General features: G+C 72.0%; 15 protein-coding genes and 2 pseudogenes. 5 read left to right on the forward strand and 12 right to left on the reverse strand.

Features of this window, described 5'->3' with window-relative positions; translation table 11 throughout:
• Positions 1-524 precede the first annotated feature (524 nt).
• Positions 525-1,556, forward strand: a complete 1,032-nt coding sequence (gene trpS / locus H8R17_RS17740; protein WP_187824181.1) for a tryptophan--tRNA ligase — start codon at positions 525-527, stop codon at positions 1,554-1,556.
• Here the strand turns inward: trpS and H8R17_RS17745 are convergent.
• Positions 1,490-1,711 (reverse strand): helix-turn-helix domain-containing protein, encoded by a 222-nt coding sequence (locus H8R17_RS17745; protein WP_399476888.1) that lies wholly within the window; start codon positions 1,709-1,711, stop codon positions 1,490-1,492. The genes trpS and H8R17_RS17745 overlap by 67 nt on opposite strands.
• Before the next feature lie 45 nt (positions 1,712-1,756).
• On the opposite strand from H8R17_RS17745, the pseudogene H8R17_RS46875 reads away from it, so the two are divergent.
• Positions 1,757-2,013: pseudogene (locus H8R17_RS46875) on the forward strand (cysteine hydrolase); the annotation flags it as partial.
• A 24-nt stretch (positions 2,014-2,037) separates the two neighbouring features.
• Here the strand turns inward: H8R17_RS46875 and proC are convergent.
• The 3 genes from proC to H8R17_RS17760 form a co-directional block, all read right to left on the reverse strand.
• Entirely contained in the window at positions 2,038-2,850 is an 813-nt protein-coding gene (proC, locus tag H8R17_RS17750) for a pyrroline-5-carboxylate reductase (RefSeq protein WP_187824182.1), read from the reverse strand.
• 410 nt (positions 2,851-3,260) lie between these two features.
• Positions 3,261-4,064 (reverse strand): ABC transporter permease, encoded by an 804-nt coding sequence (locus H8R17_RS17755; RefSeq protein WP_187824183.1) that lies wholly within the window; start codon positions 4,062-4,064, stop codon positions 3,261-3,263.
• Entirely contained in the window at positions 4,061-4,873 is an 813-nt protein-coding gene (locus H8R17_RS17760; protein WP_187824184.1) for an ABC transporter ATP-binding protein, read from the reverse strand. Before H8R17_RS17760 ends, H8R17_RS17755 begins: the two co-directional genes overlap by 4 nt.
• Positions 4,874-4,924: 51 nt before the next feature.
• On the opposite strand from H8R17_RS17760, the pseudogene H8R17_RS17765 reads away from it, so the two are divergent.
• Positions 4,925-5,134 (forward strand): annotated as a pseudogene (locus H8R17_RS17765) (SulP family inorganic anion transporter); the annotation flags it as partial.
• Here H8R17_RS17765 and H8R17_RS17770 read toward each other — a convergent pair.
• From H8R17_RS17770 to H8R17_RS17780, 3 genes are all read right to left on the reverse strand, one after another.
• Positions 5,083-5,910: a class I SAM-dependent methyltransferase gene (locus tag H8R17_RS17770; RefSeq protein ID WP_187824185.1), complete on the reverse strand. Its 828-nt coding sequence runs from the start codon at positions 5,908-5,910 to the stop codon at positions 5,083-5,085. The pseudogene H8R17_RS17765 and the gene H8R17_RS17770 overlap by 52 nt on opposite strands.
• A 111-nt stretch (positions 5,911-6,021) precedes the next feature.
• The gene (locus H8R17_RS17775; RefSeq protein WP_187824268.1) at positions 6,022-6,501 is read right to left on the reverse strand and encodes an EamA/RhaT family transporter; all 480 of its coding nucleotides are present in this window, start codon (positions 6,499-6,501) and stop codon (positions 6,022-6,024) included.
• A 199-nt stretch (positions 6,502-6,700) separates the two neighbouring features.
• The gene (locus H8R17_RS17780) at positions 6,701-7,027 is read right to left on the reverse strand and encodes an SH3 domain-containing protein (RefSeq protein ID WP_187824186.1); all 327 of its coding nucleotides are present in this window, start codon (positions 7,025-7,027) and stop codon (positions 6,701-6,703) included.
• A gap of 348 nt (positions 7,028-7,375) precedes the next feature.
• Between H8R17_RS17780 and H8R17_RS17785 the strand changes: the two genes are divergently transcribed.
• On the forward strand, positions 7,376-9,595 hold the full coding sequence (locus H8R17_RS17785) for a PQQ-binding-like beta-propeller repeat protein (RefSeq protein WP_187824187.1): 2,220 nt from the start codon (positions 7,376-7,378) through the stop codon (positions 9,593-9,595).
• 110 nt (positions 9,596-9,705) lie between these two features.
• Here H8R17_RS17785 and ilvD read toward each other — a convergent pair whose 3' ends face one another.
• The 4 genes from ilvD to H8R17_RS17805 all read right to left on the reverse strand — a co-directional run bounded on the left by ilvD (position 9,706) and on the right by H8R17_RS17805 (position 14,216).
• Positions 9,706-11,559, reverse strand: coding sequence for a dihydroxy-acid dehydratase (gene ilvD, locus H8R17_RS17790; protein WP_187824188.1), 1,854 nt, complete (start codon positions 11,557-11,559; stop codon positions 9,706-9,708).
• Positions 11,560-11,705: 146 nt separating this feature from the next.
• Positions 11,706-12,311, reverse strand: a complete 606-nt coding sequence (locus H8R17_RS17795) for a TetR family transcriptional regulator (RefSeq protein WP_187824189.1) — start codon at positions 12,309-12,311, stop codon at positions 11,706-11,708.
• Positions 12,308-13,132 (reverse strand): sugar phosphate isomerase/epimerase, encoded by an 825-nt coding sequence (locus tag H8R17_RS17800; RefSeq protein ID WP_187824190.1) that lies wholly within the window; start codon positions 13,130-13,132, stop codon positions 12,308-12,310. The genes H8R17_RS17795 and H8R17_RS17800 overlap by 4 nt, the downstream gene beginning before the upstream one ends.
• Before the next feature lie 151 nt (positions 13,133-13,283).
• A complete protein-coding gene (locus H8R17_RS17805; RefSeq protein WP_187824191.1) occupies positions 13,284-14,216 on the reverse strand; it encodes a Ppx/GppA phosphatase family protein in 933 nt (310 codons plus the stop codon).
• 197 nt (positions 14,217-14,413) lie between these two features.
• Between H8R17_RS17805 and H8R17_RS17810 the strand changes: the two genes are divergently transcribed.
• Positions 14,414-15,226, forward strand: a complete 813-nt coding sequence (locus H8R17_RS17810; RefSeq protein ID WP_399476890.1) for a hypothetical protein — start codon at positions 14,414-14,416, stop codon at positions 15,224-15,226.
• Between the two features lie 42 nt (positions 15,227-15,268).
• Here H8R17_RS17810 and H8R17_RS17815 read toward each other — a convergent pair whose 3' ends face one another.
• Positions 15,269-17,056, reverse strand: coding sequence for a BACON domain-containing protein (locus H8R17_RS17815; RefSeq protein WP_187824269.1), 1,788 nt, complete (start codon positions 17,054-17,056; stop codon positions 15,269-15,271).
• Positions 17,057-17,573 lie beyond the last annotated feature (517 nt).

A 17,573-nucleotide genomic window follows, 5' to 3' on the forward strand; every position in this document is an offset into this window, starting at 1 on the left:
TTCGGTGTTTCCGACTCTATCAGATCTTTTCTCGACCCGATCCCCAGTCAGCGGGGGTTGTCTTCGCGGCCGTTGGGCCGTTCCGACGAGTGAGACTTTAGCGGATTCCCGGCTCCCGACCTAATCGGGGGGCCGCGTCCTTTCGAACGTGGATTCCTCATTCCGTAAATACGCATGCCAATTACGCGACGACAGACAGCACGACTGTCGTCGAGTAGTGGATGGTCTTGCGGAGTGGCTGTCCGGGGACCGACCGGAGTCGGCGCTCACGTCGGACAACTCGGAGAACACTACGGAGGGAGCCGGGGTGTGTCAACTTCGCTCCGGAGGGCACTCCGACGGCGTAGTCTGTGACGCATGACGACGCATACGTGTTCCCAGCAGTGGTGGGCCGCCTGACGGCGGCCGTACACACGTATGCACTCAACGGTCGCTGCCTCGGCGGCCGTTCTCGTTTCTCCCTCCAGAACCCCTGAGGGCCGGCCGGCCGGGGGCGGTGGCCTCGACCAGGAGGTGGAGAAGAGATGACGCGAGTCTTCAGCGGGGTCAAGCCGACCGGGCACCTGACGCTGGGGAACTACCTGGGGGCCATGCGGCAGTGGGCCGCGGTCGACCAGCACCAGGCCGATGCGCTGTTCTGCATCGTCGATCTGCATGCGCTGACCGTGGAGCACGATCCGGCGCGGGTGCGCCGGCTGAGTCGGCAGGCGGCGACGCTGTTGCTGGCGGCCGGACTGGATCCGGAACTGTGCACGGTGTTCGTACAGAGTCATGTGGATGAGCACGCGCGGCTGTCGTTCGTGCTGGAGTGCGTGGCTTCCGACGGTGAGATGCGGCGGGTGATCCAGTACAAGGAGAAGTCGGCGCGGGAGCGGGCGCGGGGCGGGAGTGTGCGGCTGTCACTGCTGACGTATCCGGTGCTGATGGCGGCGGACATCCTGGCGTACGGGGCCGACGAGGTGCCGGTCGGGGACGATCAGTCGCAGCATGTGGAGCTGACGCGGGATCTGGCGGTGCGGTTCAACCAGCGGTACGGGCACACGTTCGTGGTGCCTCGGGCGACGCTGCCGAGAGTGGCCGCGCGAGTGATGAACCTGCAGGAGCCGACGTCGAAGATGGGGAAGTCGGACGACTCGGGGTCGGGGATCGTCTACCTGCTCGATGAGCCCGATGTGGCGCGGAAGAAGGTCATGCGGGCCGTGACGGACAGCGGGCGGGAGGTCGTGTACGACAGGGAGGCGCGGCCGGGGGTGGCGAATCTGCTGGAGATCCTCGCTGCGTGCACGGGTGGGAACCCAGAGGCCTTGAGCAGCGTTTATGAGTCGTACGGCGCCTTGAAGAAGGACACCGCGGAGGCCGTGGTGGAGGTTCTCAGGCCCGTGCAGGACAGGCACAGGGCGCTGTGCGCGGATCCTGGCTATGTGGAGGGGGTGCTGCGGGATGGTGCGGAGCGGGCGCGGGCCATGGCGCGGCCGACCGTGGATGCCGCCTATCGCGCGATCGGCTTGCTGCCGGCCGTTTCTGATACGGGTGCCGTGCTGAACGCAGCTCGGTAGGCGCGTGGGCTGGTGGCGAGGCGCGATGCGAAGTGCTGGCGCATCGTGACCTCGCTGCCGAAGCTGGCGCGACGGGCGACCTCGGGCATGGGCAGGTCGGTGCGTTCGAGGAGTTTCTGAGCTGCGGCGATGCGTTGGTCGAGGAGCCAGCTCAGGGGTGTGGTGCCGGTCTCGGCGGCGAAGTGGCGGGCGAAGGTGCGGTGGAGCGGCGGCGCGGGAAGGGGGACGGGGCTGAGCTGTTCATCACGAAGACCGTGAACTCGGCCTTCCTCGGGACGCCGGACCTGGGCGCCTGGCTGACGGCGGAGGGGACGCGACGTACACGTTCGGCCTGGCGGGGCCGTTCGGCTGGCGGCGGAGTGCGGAGGAGTTGGCGCAGGCGTCGGCGGTGTCGCTGCACGGGGGCGGTTTCGCGCGTGTGGTGACCACAAAGGAGGTGGTGGACGCGGCGGGGTGACCGCCCCCGTCGGGCGGGTGCGGGTCAGCTGTTGTTGCCGGAGGCCAGGGCGCGGCTGCGGTCGCGGGCGGCTTCGAGGGCGGCGATGAGGGCGGCTCGCACGCCGTGGTTCTCCAGTTCGCGGATGGCGTTGATCGTCGTGCCCGCGGGGGAGGTGACGTTCTCGCGGAGCCTGACCGGGTGTTCGCCGCTGTCGCGGAGCATGGTCGCGGCGCCGATCGCGGACTGGACGATCAGGTCGTGGGCCTTGTCACGGGGCAGGCCGAGCAGGATGCCGGCGTCGGTCATGGCTTCGACCAGGTAGAAGAAGTACGCCGGGCCGGAGCCGGAGAGGGCGGTGCAGGCGTCCTGCTGGGACTCGGGGACGCGGAGGGTCTTGCCGACGGCACCGAAGATCTCCTCGGCGTGGGCGAGGTGTTCGGCGGTGGCGTGAGTGCCGGCGGAGATGACGGACATGGCCTCGTCGACGAGGGCGGGGGTGTTCGTCATGACGCGGACGACCGGGGTGCCGGTCGCGAGGCGGGCCTCGAAGTAGGAGGTGGGGATGCCTGCGGCACCGCTTATGACCAGGCGGTCGGCGGGGACGTGGGGGGCGAGTTCGTCGAGAAGGGTGCCCATGTCCTGCGGTTTGACCGTGAGGATCAGGGTGTCGGCGGTCTTGGCGGCCTCGGGGTTGCTGACGGGGGTCACTCCGTAGCGGGTGCGGAGTTCGTCGGCTCGTTCCTGGCGGCGGGCGGTGACCAGGAGGTCTGCGGGGGGCCAGCCGCCGCGGATCATTCCGCTGAGCAGGGCTTCGCCGATCTTGCCGGTGCCGAGGACTGCGACTTTCTGGGTCATGGCTGGGGTGTCCTCCGGAGGTTGCGTCGTCCGGGTTCATCCTCGCACCGGGGATGGGTGCGCGGCGGAGGTGTCCGCTGAACGGACGTCGGCCGTCGGGCCGCCGACGGGCTCGTGCTGGTCGGCGCGGCGTGCGGAAGCGGCGGTCTGCCGGTGCGTCGACCGGCTCGCGGGGCCGGTCCGGCGTGCGGAAGGACCTGGTCGGTCGCCTCCCACGGTGGTGAAGGACGGGGGTGGGGCTGGCGCCTTGACCATCCGTGGCCCCGCGACCCGTGCGGCCGTTCGGGACACGGTGGCGGAGCGGACGGCCGTGGTGGCCGAGAAGCGACCGCCGCCCGGCACGGTCGGCCGAGAAGTAACCGTCCTCCGGGTCGGTCGGGCAGGGAGCCGGCGTTGGCCTGGCAGGTTGGTCACGCGGTGCGGCGGCGTAGCGTTGCTGCTCCCAGCCCGAGGACCAGGAGGGCGCAGCCCGCGACGATCAGCACGTCGCGTACGAAGGCGGCGGTCATGTCGGTGTGCTTGAGGACCTCGTTCATGCCGTCGACCGCGTAGGACATGGGCAGGACGTCGGAGATGGCCTCCAGGACAGGGTGCATCGCGTCGCGCGGGGTGAACAGGCCGCAGAGGAGGAGCTGCGGGAAGATCACCGCCGGCATGAACTGGACGGCCTGGAACTCGGAGGCCGCGAAGGCCGATACGAACAGGCCCAGGGCGGTGCCGAGCAGGGCGTCGAGGAGGGCCACGAGGAGCAGGAGCCAGGGGCTGCCGGTGACGTCCAGGCCCAGGAACCACACCGCGAGGCCGGTGGCCAGGGCCGACTGGATGATCGCGAGGGTGCCGAAGGCGAGCGCGTAGCCCGCGATGAGGTCGCCCTTGCCCAGGGGCATGGCAAGGAGGCGTTCCAGGGTGCCGGAGGTGCGTTCGCGCAGGGTGGCGATCGAGGTCACCAGGAACATCGTGATGAGCGGGAAGATGCCCAGGAGGGACGCGCCGATGTTGTCGAAGGTGCGCGGGTTGCCGTCGAAGACGTAGCGCAGCAGGAACAGCATCACGCACGGGATGAGGATCATCAGCGCGATGGTGCGCGGGTCGTGGCGCAGCTGGCGCAGGACGCGGGCCGCGGTGGCGGCGGTGCGGGAGGCGTTGAGGGCGCTCGGGGGCGCGGGGGTGATCGGCTGCGCGGTCGTGGTCGTAGTGGCGGGCGTCTTGCTCATCGGGCGGTCTCCTCCTTGCGGTTGGCCGCGGCGACTGCCTCGTCCACGAGGTGCAGGAACGCGGCCTCGACCGTGTCGGAGCGGGTGCGGGTGCGCAGGGCGTCGGGGGTGTCGTCGGCGAGGATCTCGCCCTCGCGCATGAGGAGGAGGCGGTGGCAGCGCTCGGCCTCGTCCATGACGTGGGAGGAGATGAGGAGGGTCGCGCCGCGTTCCGCCGCGATGGTGTGGAAGAGGTTCCACAGGTCACGGCGCAGGACGGGGTCGAGGCCGACCGTGGGTTCGTCGAGGACCAGGAGTTCGGGGGTGCCGAGGAGGGCGACGGCCAGGGAGACGCGGCTGCGCTGGCCGCCGGAGAGATTGCCGGCCAGGGCGTCGGCGTGAGATGTCAGGTCGACGTCGGCGAGGACGCGATCGACACCGTGGCGGCGTTCGGCGGAGGCGCGGCCGGGTGCGAGGATCGCGGCGAAGTAGTCGAGGTTCTGGCGGAGGGTCAGGTCGTCGTAGACGGACGGGGCCTGGGTGACGTAACCGATGCGGGTGCGCAGGGTTGGGTGGCCGGCGGGGTGGCCGAGGACGTCCAGGGTGCCGGTGACCTTGGCCTGGGTGCCGACGATCGCGCGCATGAGGGTGGACTTGCCGCAGCCGGAGGGGCCGAGGAGGCCGGTGACCTGGCCGCGCGGGACGGTGAAGTCGATGCCGTGCAGCACGGTGCGGGGGCCGCGGACGACGGTGAGGCCCTCGGCGCGGACGGCGGGTGAGCCGGTCGCGTCCGGGCCGGTTCGGGGTGGGTCGGACACGTAATTCATCATATGATGAATAATCCTCCTGCCGGTGGGTGGCGTCAAGCGGGAGGGGCACGCCGGGCGGCCGGGCATGCCACCTTCCTGCGGTTGCCGAAGCTGCTGGACGCGCTGGAGGGCCTGCCGCGCGAGCGGGCGGTGCGGCTGGAGCTGGGCGGGCTGCGGCACCTGGACCACGCCTGCGCGGCGGCCCTGGAGAGGTGGGCTGCGGGGAGAGGTCAGGGGGTGACGGCGGCCGGGCTGGTCGCGACCAGCAGAACGACGTCGTAGACCTCCTCGACCATCCCGTCCGGGAACACCTGCGTCAGGTGCTCGCGCTCCTCGGCGAGGAAGGCCGCGCTGCGCTCCGCGTCGACGAGGAAGATCGAGTGGCTGCCGATGTTGGCGAGGTGTGTGTCCAGCGGGACGCGGCGGCTCCAGCGGACCGTGCGGTGGGCGAAGTGGAGGCGGCCGGTGGGGTCGGCGACGCGGGCGTTGACGTTCCGCCTCTCAGCCGGGATGTGCACGCCGAAGCGGCGCCCGGTGCGCTCGGCCGCCTGCGCGATCCAGGGCACGTCGATGGCGTCGGTGTTCCACCACAGCGCCAGCGCCCCGCCCGGACGCAGCACGCGCAGCGCCTCCGGCACCGCCCGGGCCGGGTCGGTCCAGTGCCAGGCCTGGGCGTACGTCACGAAGTCGACCGAGGCGTCGGCGAGGGGCAGCGCGTTGCCGTTGCCGCGGACGATCGGGATACGGGGGAGCGTGCCGTGGAACTGCGCCGCCATGCCGTCCCCCGGCTCCACGGCGACCACGTCGGCACCGCGGCCGTGCAGGAGGGCCGTCGCGATGCCGGTACCGGCCCCGACGTCCGCGACGCGGGCGCCGGTGAGGGGAAGGCCGGCCATGTCCTCGATCGCGTCGAAGAGGGCGGGCGGATAGGAGGGGCGGTTGGCGGCGTACTGGGCTGCGACGGCGTTGAAGGAGTGGGCTCGGGCGGTGTGGGTGGTCCGGGTGGTCTGGGTCGAGGAGCCGGCGGGCGTGGTGGGAGGCGGGGGCGTTGTGGCCATACGGCCATGGTGGCTGGGAGTGGGGGTGGGCGGCAGTTGGATTCTGGTGAGAAGTGAGGCGCCGGCAGGAACTCGGTGTTCTGGAGGTTCAGGTCCCCTTCACCCGGCCACCTACGACCGACGGCGCTTCTTCGACGGGTTGCCCGAGCGGCGGGACGTGCGCTGTTCGTGGTGTTTGCGGGCAGCCTCGTATTCGGTGCGGTGGAGTTTCTCGCCGGGGGCCTCGGTGAGGGAGCGGAGGAAGTAGGCGAGGAGGGAGCCGACGAAGCCGATGGCCAGGAGGCCGCGCAAGGAGGCCTGGCGGTCGGGGTCGGGGCGGCGGGTGAAGCCGTCCCAGGTGTGGCGGAAGGCGAGCGCGCTGCAGACCGCGAACATCACGACCATGAGGAGTGTGACGAAGCTGCCGATGTCGGCGATCTGGAGGCCCTGGTAGGCGATGCGCAGGACGAGACAGGAGGCCACGGCCGCGGCGAGCGAGCCGACGGAGGCGGCGACGCGGCGGGCGGTGTAGCCGTGGTCGTGGTGCACCCAGGTCGTGCCGAAGAAGCGGAGGGGCTCGGGGCGGGGGCCGGACGGGGCCGTGGGGACCACGGGCCCCGGGGAGCCCTTGGCCTCCTCGGACCCCTTGGCCCTCCGGGAGCCTTGGGCATCCTCGGAACCCTTGGCCTTCCGAGAACCCTTGGCCCTCTGAGAGCCCTCGGAGCCCGCGGGGTTGTCCGGGTTGCCGTTCTCTTCGCTCACGCGTCGATTATGGCGCCGGTGTGCCCACGGGCTCCGGTTGGGCCAGGTTCTAGCCGCAGCGCGGAGCGACGTAGCCGTCGCTGCCCGTGCGGACGTAGGCGTCCGAGACGTACTGGCCGTCGGCGATGTTGTCCCAGATGTTCGTGGTGCCGTAGGGACCCGAGACCCACGTGCCCGGTGTCTGGCAGTAGATCGGGATCCTGGCGCCCTCGGGCAGGACGCGGACGACCGGGTAGCCGGTGCCGGGGCCGCTGCGGACGTTGAGGCGGTAGCCTGGCGCGACCGAGTAGTAGCGGACGACCGTGGCGGCGGCCTCCGCCTCCCCTCCCCCGTGCGACGCTCTGCCCGCGGTCTCCTGGACACGGTCAACTGACATGCACCCTCCCCCGTTTGCACCCCATGACTGCCATGGGGTCCCGTTGATTCCCCTAAATCACGTCAATGAAACACATGTACGCAAACTCGCACGGAGAGGCTAGTGCCCCGACAGGCAGCGTTGCCCGTCAAGGAGCGGCGTCCGGTGCGTGCTCTCGGCGTGTCGGCCGGAAGCCCTCGTACTGGACGTACTTGGGCTTTCGGCCGGTGCGGCGAGAAGGCGTGCCGGGCGCCGCGACGGGGCGAACGTTGCCTGCCGGGGCACTAGCAAGCCGCCTCTGGCTCATACGAGTCATCGACTAGGCTCCGTGCGTCGCGCGCGCGAACGAACCAGCACGGGGGTGGTCCCATGGCGCCACAGCGCAACACCGGAGCGGGCGCGGAAGCGGAACTTCCGGAGTTCGCCGGTCACTATCGTCTGGAGTCCTGTCTGGGGTCGGGCGGCATGGGCGTGGTGCATCTGGCGCGCAGCACCTCGGGGATGAAGCTCGCGGTGAAGATCGTGCATGCCCAGTTCGCCGAGGACCCCGAGTTCAGGGGGCGTTTCCGGCAGGAGGTGACGGCGGCGCGGCGGGTGAGCGGGGCGTTCACCGCGCCCGTCGTGGATGCCGACCCGGAGGCCGAACGGCCGTGGATGGCCACGCTGTTCATTCCGGGTTCGACCCTGGCCGAGCAGGTGAAGCGGAACGGGCCGATGGCGCCCGGGCAGTTGCGGCGGCTGATGGCCGGGCTGGCGGAGGCGTTGCGCGACATTCACCGCGTCGGTGTGGTGCACCGGGATCTCAAGCCGAGCAATGTGCTGCTCGCGGGCGACGGCCCGAAGGTCATCGACTTCGGCATCTCCCGGCCGAAGGACAGCGAACTGCGGACCGAGACGGGCAAGTTGATCGGCACACCGCCGTTCATGGCGCCGGAGCAGTTCCGGCGCCCGCGCGAGGTGGGTCCGGCCGCCGACGTCTTCGCCCTCGGGTCGGTGATGGTGCACGCGGCCACGGGGCGCGGGCCGTTCGACTCCGACAGCCCGTACATCGTGGCCTACCAGGTCGTGCACGACGAGCCCGACCTGACCGGCGTACCGGAAGAACTCGCGCCGGTCGTGCTGCGTTGTCTCGCCAAGGAGCCCGAGGACCGGCCCACGCCGGACGAGTTGATGCGGGAACTGCGGTCGGTGGCGGCGTCGTACGACACGCAGGCGTTCGTACCGTCGCCGCGGACGCACGACACGGATGAGGCCGAAGCAAAACAGCCGGGAGAGGCGGGACAGCCGGGACAGCTGGTACGGCCGGTACGGCCGGGAGACCTGCCGGAGGCGGCGGACGAGGTGCCGCGGCCGGACGCGGGCGGGTCCCGTGCCGCGGACTCGGTGCCGACGCCCGCGCCGCGCACGCGCCGGCGAACAGCCCTGGCGGCCCTGTCGGCGGGAGCGCTCGCGCTCGTCGCGGGCACGGTGTTCGCCTCGGTCCGGCTGCTCGACGACCGGGAACCGGCGGCGCGGAGCAGTGGCAGCGCCACGACGGCGTCGGCCCGGATCAGCGCGTGGGCGGTGCGGCCCGCCCCGCGCGGCGAGGGCACGCCCGAGTGCTCCCACGGCGCCGGGACGCTGTTCTGCGCCCGCAGCGGGGTGGTCTTCGCGGTCGATCCGGCCGACGGCGGACTGCTGTGGAAGCACCCTGTGCCCAAGGAGGTCAGGAGCGAGGCCCCGGTCCTGTCCGGCGGCCTCGTGCAGCCCATGGCGAGCCAGGGCCACCGCCTGGAGGCGCTCGACCCCGCCTCCGGCGATCCGCGCTGGCAGCGCCCCGTGCCGCCGTACAGCGGGGTGACGCGCATCGGCGGCATGCTCCTGCTCACCGGCGCCGACGGCAAGGTCACCGCGGTGGACGGCACGACGGGCCACACGAAGTGGAGCCGGCCGATCCCGGGGCTCAGCGCGCCGTACTTCCGTTCGTTCCCCGGCAGTCGGCTGGCGTACGCGACGAGCACCTCCGCCGACGGCTCGCGCACCCGCGTCACGGCGGTGGACCCGGTCACCGGCGACGTGCGGTGGACGGCACGGCTGAACGGCAATCTGGAGCCCGTCGGCGCCCATGACGGCTCCGTGTTCTTCCTCTCCCTCGACCAGGTCTACGGCCAGGCCGAGGCCGTCGTCCGCTACACCCGGGAGACGGAGGTGACGCGCCGGGTGCCGCTGCCCGTGCCCCGTCAGGGCGCCCAGGCCGCCGTACGCGGGGACGTCGTCTATCTCGTGGCCGCCGGCGGCTCGGTGGAGGCCGTCGACGTGGGTGCGCGCAAGCGGCTGTGGAGCCTCGAGGCGGCCGTGAGCCGGGGGTCGCGGCCGGTCGCGGACGCCCGGCACGTGTTCGTAAGCGCCCCCGACGGGCGGCTGCTCGCCGTGGACGCCCGTGAGGGGCGGCTCGCGGGGCAGACCGCGCCCCGCCTCGGCGCGCAGGCGGACCGGGTCGCAGCCACCCTGCCCGAACCGCTGATCGTCGACGGCCGCGTCTACGCCACCGCGCCCGACGGCACCGTCTTCGCGGTGGACGCCCGCGACCCGTCGGCCTGGCGCGGGTAAGGACACCCACAACACATGCGTAGGAACAGCCACCACACATAGACGCATAGGGACTGCCGCCACGCGTAAGGGCCGCCCCTCGGCAGGAGCGGCCCTCAAGGCGGTCTGTGTCAGCCCAGCTTGCTGACGTCCCGCACCGCGCCCTTGTCCGCGCTGGTCGCCATCGCGGCGTACGCCCGCAGGGCCGCCGACACCTTGCGGTCGCGGTTCTTGGGGGCGTACGTCCCGCCGAGCGCCTGCTCGCGCCGGGCCAGCTCGGCGTCGTCGACCAGCAGCTCGATCGAGCGGTTCGGGATGTCGATGCGGACGCGGTCGCCGTCCTCGACGAGGGCGATGGTGCCGCCCGACGCGGCCTCCGGGGAGGCGTGGCCGATGGACAGACCGGACGTGCCGCCCGAGAAGCGGCCGTCGGTGATCAGGGCACAGGCCTTGCCGAGGCCGCGGCCCTTCAGGTACGAGGTCGGGTAGAGCATCTCCTGCATGCCGGGGCCGCCCTTGGGGCCCTCGTAGCGGATGACGACGACGTCGCCCTCCTTGATCTCCTTCAGCAGGATCTTCTCGACGGCCTCCTCCTGCGACTCGCAGACGACCGCCGGGCCCTCGAAGGTCCAGATCGACTCGTCGACCCCGGCCGTCTTCACCACGCAGCCGTCGACCGCGAGATTGCCCTTGAGGACCGCGAGGCCGCCGTCCTTGGAGTACGCGTGCTCGACGGAGCGGATGCAGCCGCCCGCGGCGTCCTCGTCCAGGGCCTCCCAGCGCTCGGACTGGGAGAACGCCTCGGCGGAGCGGACGCAGCCGGGGGCCGCGTGCCACAGCTCGACCGCCTCGGGCGACGGGGAACCGCCGCGCACGTCCCAGGTCTTCAGCCAGTCGGACAGGGACGGGCTGTGGACCGAGTGCACGTCCTCGTTGAGCAGGCCCTCGCGGTGCAGCTCGCCGAGGAGGGCGGGGATGCCGCCGGCGCGGTGCACGTCCTCCATGTAGTACGTGCGGTTCTTCGCCACGTTCGGAGCCACCTTGGCCAGGCAGGCGACCCGGCGGGAGACCGCGTCGATCTCCGCGAGGCCGAACGGGACGCCGGCCTCCTGGGCCGCGGCCAGCAGGTGCAGGATCGTGTTGGTCGAGCCGCCCATCGCGATGTCGAGGGCCATCGCGTTCTCGAACGCCGCGAAGGTGGCGACATTGCGCGGCAGGACCGTCTCGTCGTCCTGATCGTAGTAGCGGCGGGTGATGTCCATCACCGTGTTGGCGGCGTCGACGTAGAGCTGCTTGCGGGCGGTGTGGGTGGCCAGGACCGAGCCGTTGCCGGGGAGGGAGAGGCCGATGGCCTCGGTGAGGCAGTTCATCGAGTTGGCGGTGAACATGCCGGAACACGAGCCGCAGGTCGGACAGGCGTTCTCCTCGATACGGAGGATGTCCTCGTCCGAGATCCTGTCGTTGGCGGCGTCGGAGATCGCGTCGATCAGGTCGAGCGTGCGGACCGTGCCGTCGACCAGGGTGGCCCGGCCGGACTCCATCGGGCCGCCGGAGACGAAGACCGTCGGGATGTTCAGGCGCAGGGCCGCGTTGAGCATGCCCGGGGTGATCTTGTCGCAGTTGGAGATGCAGATCAGGGCGTCGGCGCGGTGGGCCTCGACCATGTACTCCACGCTGTCCGCGATCAGGTCGCGGGAGGGCAGGCTGTACAGCATGCCGCCGTGGCCCATCGCGATGCCGTCGTCGACGGCGATGGTGTTGAACTCGCGCGGGATGCCGCCCGCCGCGACGACCGCCTCGCTGACGATCCGGCCGACCGGCGCCAGGTGCGTGTGGCCGGGCACGAACTCCGTGAAGCTGTTCGCGACCGCGATGATCGGCTTGCGGCCGATGTCCGCACCGGGTACACCGGAGGCGCGCATAAGGGCGCGGGCGCCCGCCATGTTACGGCCGTGGGTGACTGTGCGGGACCTCAGCTCGGGCATCGTCGCTCGCTCCTTCGGATACGGCTGTCAGAGAGTTCGGAGAGTTCTGACTGCTACTGAGCGTACGCCGGACATCCAGGGGGCGGGACGCGGTGTCCGGAATACGGGATGTAACATCTCAGGGCATCTCGGTGCGTCTCAGGGCCTCACGGCTGCGTCAGGTGTGCCTGCACCACCGGCGCCACCCGCGCGATGATCTGCTCGATGTCCGCCGATACCAGCGGCTCGATCTTGATCACGTACCGGATCATCACGATCCCGACCAGCTGCGAGGCCGCCAGTTCGGCCCGTAGCTCCGGGTCCGGCAGGTCGAGCTGGTCCGCGATACGGCGCAGCAGCTGGGTGGCGACGAGCCGGCGGAAGACCGCCGCCGCGGTCTCGTTGTTCACCGCCGACCGGAGGATCGCGAGCAGCGGCGTCCGGGTCACCGGGTTCTCCCAGAGGCCGAAGAGGATGCGGGTCATACGCTCGCCCACGGCGTCCAGGGGGCCCTCCAGGACCTCGTCCCGCGCCGTGAACGCGGGCGCGAACGCCACCTCGACCGCCGCCTCGAAGACCTTCTCCTTGGTGCCGAAGTAGTGGTGGACCAGCGCCGAGTCGACCCCGGCGGCCTTGGCGATGCCGCGCACCGACGTCTTCTCGTAGCCGCGCTCGGAGAACTCCTCGCGGGCCGCGCTCAGGATGCGGTCGCGGGTGCCGGCGGATTCCGTACGGCGGGGGCGGCCCCGGCCCCGGGAGGGCGCGTCGGTCATCGCCGCGGCACCCTCATCGCGGAGGCCAGGTGCAGCCGGGTGAAGGCCAGCGCCTCGGCCAGGTCGGCCTCCCGCTCGGCGCCGGACATGGCACGGCGGGTGTTGACCTCGATGACGACGTGACCGTCGAAGCCGGACAGGGCGAGCCGTTCCAGCAGCTCGGCGCAGGGCTGGGTGCCGCGGCCGGGCACCAGGTGCTCGTCCTTGGCCGAGCCCCGGCCGTCGGCGAGGTGGACGTGGCCCAGGCGGTCGCCCATGCGGTCGATCATCTGCAGGGCGTCGGTGCGGGCGGTCGCGGTGTGGCTGAGGTCGATCGTGAAGTGGCGGTAGTCGTCCTTGGTCACGTCCCAGTCGGGGGCGTAGGCGAGCATCTCGCGGTCGCGGTAGCGCCAGGGGTACATGTTCTCGACGGCGAACCGCACGTCCGTCTCGCCCGCCATGCGCCAGATGCCGGTGACGAAGTCACGGGCGTACTGGCGCTGCCAGCGGAACGGGGGGTGGACGACGACCGTACTGGCGCCGAGCTTCTCGGCCGCCGCCCGGGCGCGCTGGAGTTTGGTCCAGGGGTCGGTGGACCACACGCGCTGCGTGATGAGCAGGCAGGGGGCGTGGACGGCGAGGATCGGGATCTGGTGGTAGTCGGACAGGCGGCGCAGGGCCTCCATGTCCTGGCTGACCGGGTCGGTCCAGACCATGACCTCCACGCCGTCGTAGCCGAGGCGTGCGGCGATCTCGAAGGCCGTCGCTGTCGACTCCGGGTAGACGGAGGCCGTGGACAGGGCGACCTTCGCATCCGGGACGCGTACGGCTGGTTCGACCACGAGGACAGGTTACGGGGTGGGGGTGGGTGGGTGTGGGGTGCCTGTTCGCCGTTGTGGTGATCGCCATAGGCGGGTACGGGTGATCTGTGGCTTGGCGCGCCCACGCGGCGGAGCCGCATATCGATACGGCCCCGCGCCCCTTTCAGGCGCGCTACACCGAACCCATGTGGTCCAGGCGCCGCAGGATCACTCCCTCCCTCAGAGCCCATGGGCAGATCTCCACCGTCTCCACGCCGAACAAGTCCATCGCGCCCTCGGCCACCAAGGCGCCCGCGAGGAGCTGGCCCGCCCTGCCCTCCGAGACTCCCGGGAGTTCGGCGCGTTCCGCGGCCGTCATGCCTGCCAGTCGGGGGACCCAGCCCTCGAGGGACTCGCGTTTGAGTTCGCGCTGGACGTAGAGGCCCTCGGCGGAGCGGGCGGCGCCGGCGATGCGGGCCAGTTGCTTGAAGGTCTTGGACGTGGCGACCACGTGGTCGGGCGCGCCGAAGCGGCTGAATTCGCCCACGGTGCGGGCGATCTCGGCGCGTACGTGGCGGCGCAGCGCGCGGACGTCGTCCGGGTCGGGCGGGTCGCCGGGCAGCCAGGCGGCGGTGAGGCGGCCGGCGCCCAGCGGCAGGGACACGGCCGCGTCCGGTTCCTCGTCGATGCCGTACGCGATCTCCAGGGATCCGCCGCCGATGTCCAGGACCAGCAGCTTTCCGGCCGACCAGCCGAACCAGCGGCGGGCGGCGAGGAACGTGAGCCGGGCCTCCTCCTCGCCGGCGAGGACCTGCAGTTCGACGCCGGTCTCGTCCTGCACGCGCGCGAGGACCTCGTCGGCGTTGCTGGCCTCCCGCACGGCGGAGGTCGCGAACGGCAGCACGTCCACGACGCCCTTGTCCTCGGCGGCCTGGAGGGCCTCGTGCACGACCGCGATCAGTTTGGCGACGCCGTCGGGGCCGACCGCCCCGCTCTCGTCGAGCAGTTGGGCAAGGCGCAGGTCCGCCTTGTGCGAATGCGCGGGCAGTGGGCGCGCGCCTGGATGTGCATCCACCACCAGCAGATGCACCGTGTTCGAACCCACGTCGAGGACACCGAGTCTCATATACGGAACGCTACTGCCAGTCGAACGGTGCGCGGGCCCCGGAACAGCGTAAAGAGCGGGCCAGGGAGCTGTCCCGGGAGGGGCCGCGGGCGACTTACCCTGGACGGGTGCCAAAGACGAAAAAGGCGAAGGGCGACAAGGCCGCAAAGGCTGACAAGTCCGCCAAGAAGGCCAAAGCACCCAAGGGTTCTTCCCGGGTGGAAGCACCGGAGAAGTCGGAGCAGGCAGTGGTGGACGACGAGAAGGGCCTCGACTTCGCGCGCGCGTGGGTGGAGTTTCCGGATCCGGCGGACGACGAGCAGGTCTTCCGCTGCGATCTGACATGGCTGACCTCTCGCTGGAACTGCATCTTCGGCAGCGGCTGCCAGGGCATCCAGGCGGGCCGCGCGGACGACGGGTGCTGCACGCTGGGCGCGCACTTCTCCGACGAGGACGACGAGAAACGGGTCGCCGGGCATGTGGCGAGGCTCACGCCGGAGATCTGGCAGCACCACGACGAGGGCATGGAGCACGGCTGGATCGCGGAGGACTCCGAGGACTCCGAGGACGACGAGGGCGAGCGCCAGACCCGCCCCTACCAGGGGTCGTGCATCTTCCAGAACCGGCCCGGCTTCCCGGGCGGCGCGGGCTGCTCGCTGCACATCCTCGCCCTGAAGGAGGGCCGGGAGCCGCTGGAGACCAAGCCGGACGTGTGCTGGCAGCTGCCTGTCCGGCGCACGTACGAGTGGATCGACCGGCCCGACGACACGCGTGTGCTGCAGATCTCGATCGGGGAGTACGACCGCCGCGGCTGGGGTCCGGGCGGCCACGACCTGCACTGGTGGTGCACGTCGGCGACCTCGGCGCACGGCGCGGGCGATCCGGTGTACGTCTCCTACCGCGCGGAGCTGACCGAGCTGATGGGCAAGGCCGGCTACGACCGGCTGGCCGAGCTGTGCGAGGAGCGGCTGAACTCCCAGCTGCCGTTGCTGGCACCGCATCCGGCGGATCCCGTGGGCCAGGTGGACTAGGTGTTCTGCCTAGGCCGTCCACGACTGTGCGGGTGTGCCGGTTTACGACGTGGTCGGGCTCGGGTCGCCGCTGTCGCTGGGCGGCGGTGACGAGCCCGGCGGGTCGGAGGAGCCGGACGGGGTCGGGTCGCTGGGCGTGGGGTCGGGCGCGGGCGATGTGGGCCGGCCGGACGGGGACGGTGACGGGTCCGGGGGTGCCGAGGTCGTCGGGGTCGGGTCCGGGCGGGACGGCGGCGGGTCGCTGGGGGTGCCGGGGCTGCCAGGGGTACTGGGGCTGCCTGGGCCGGGGTTCGGGCCGGGGCCCGGGGCGGAGGGGCTGGGGGCGGTGCCGTAGCCGGTGATGGCGACCACGGCACCGGCCGGTGCGATCGCCACGCGTGCGGTCCAGTGGCCGGACGGCTCGCGCAGGTGGTCGACGTACACCTTGATCGTCAACGACTCGCCGGGGCGGAGGGTTCCCGACGAACGGCTCAGGTAGAGCCAGGAGACGGTCGTGGACGCGGACCAGCGGATCGGTGCGGAACCGGTCGCGGTGAGTGTGACGAGGGTGGTGTCGCCGCTGTTCGCGGCCCGCACGTCGAGGTGCCCGGTGCCCTTGACGGGCACGCTGGTGACCTCCACGGAGACGTCGGACGGACCGTCCTTGCCGAAGCGGGCGCCGGGCTGGGTGCTGGCGTTGCCGGCGTTCTCGTAGCCGCCGCCCGTCGCCTCGCCGTCGAGGCCGCCGGGGCCGTACTCCTCGCGCGCGGAGACGGAGGGGCCGCCCTGGCCCTCGCCGATCGGGGTGCCGCGGTAGGCCGCCCACAGCGCGAGCACGGGAGCGGCCACGACGGTGGCGACGACCGTCGTGGTGACGGCACGCGCGCGTAGGCGGTCTCTTCGGGCGGCGTGGTCCTTGGGGTCCATGGGGAAGCCGCGGCGGTCGAAGCGGGGTGCGGCGACTCGCGCGCGCGGGTGGTGGGCCAGGGCGCCGTGCAGGGCCGCGCGGGGCGCCTCCAGGACTGGCAGTTCGGCGGGCGTGACGCTGGTGCCGGGCCAGCGGCCGGGGATCGCGCGCTCCGCGGTGCGGCGGCAGCGGGGGCAGTCGTCGACGTGCCGGACGAGTTCGCGGCGCAGCGCCGCGCTGAGCACGAGCCGGCTGTCGCCGGTGAGGTGGGCGACGCTCGGGCAGGTGCCGGTCTCCACGACGGCGAGGGCCGCGCGCGTGCGCTCCACCTCACAGGCCGCGGAGGCGAGGAGTTCCCGGGCGGCGGCGAGGTCGAGACCGAGGACGGCGGCGACCTCGTGGGCGGCAAGGTGATGCCGGATGGCGAGCTCGAGCGCCTCCCGCTGCTCCGGCGTGGTCCCGGCGGCCTCCGGCCAGGCCAGCAGCCCCAACTCACGCCGCCGCCGCTCCTGAACGTCCTCGGGGAGGCCATCTCCGGCCGGCTGCGGGCCACGCCCTGCCCCGGTAGCCGGGCGTCCGGCCGCAAACCCCGACGCAGCCGCTGTACCCGGCACCGGTGCAGCGCCCGGCCCCGACGCCGGTCCCGATCCAGACTGCGGGCCTGTTGCCGCTCCCGGCGCCGGGCCAGGTGCGAATGCCCACGCCGACCCCGACCGCGGTGCCGACGCCGACCCGGGTCCGGATGCAGACCCGGCGGCTGGTCCTGACGCCGGCACAGACCCTGGTGCGGATCCCCACGCCGGTTCCGGCGTCGGTCCCGACGCAAACCCTGCGGCTGATCCCGGCCTCGGTGTCGATGCCGATCCCGGCCTGGGTGCAGATCCCGGCGGCGACCCTGCTCCCGGACCAGATCCGGACGCCCGCGAACCGGCCCCCGCAGCCAGTCCCGGGCTGGACCCCGCCGCCCCCGACGCCGGTCCGGACGCCGGCCCCGATCCCGGGCCGCGTCCCCGCGCCCGCCGTCGGCGCCGGTCATCGCCGCGGCGGCTCGCCGCGTGCGTGCCCTGACGTTTCTGCTTGGCCTCGGCCAGCTTGCGCAGGCAAGCCCAGCGGGCCAGCGCGTACAGCCAGGCCCGCCGGTCGCCCGCCGCCTCCGGCACGTGCCGGCCGCGCCGTTCGGCGAGCGCCAGGACCTCTCCGAGGGCGGCGATCGCGGCGTCGTGGTCGCACAGCACGGACAGGCAGTAGGTGAACAGGCCGTCCAGATACGGCTCGTAGCGCGCGGGCGGCCGCCGCGCCAACGTGCGCGCCGCCGCGCGATCACGCGCCTCCCGGTGCGCTCGATGCGCTCCCGTCGTGCGGGTCGGGGTCTCCGGCCTACTGCTCGTCATTCGGCGACCGTAGGCGGCGCCGGACGACCCCTTCGCCCACCTCCAGCACTTTTAATCCGTACGGGTGAAA

This window comes from Streptomyces sp. TRM68367 (assembly GCF_014495685.1).
In the GTDB taxonomy this organism is placed as follows: Bacteria; Actinomycetota; Actinomycetes; order Streptomycetales; family Streptomycetaceae; genus Streptomyces.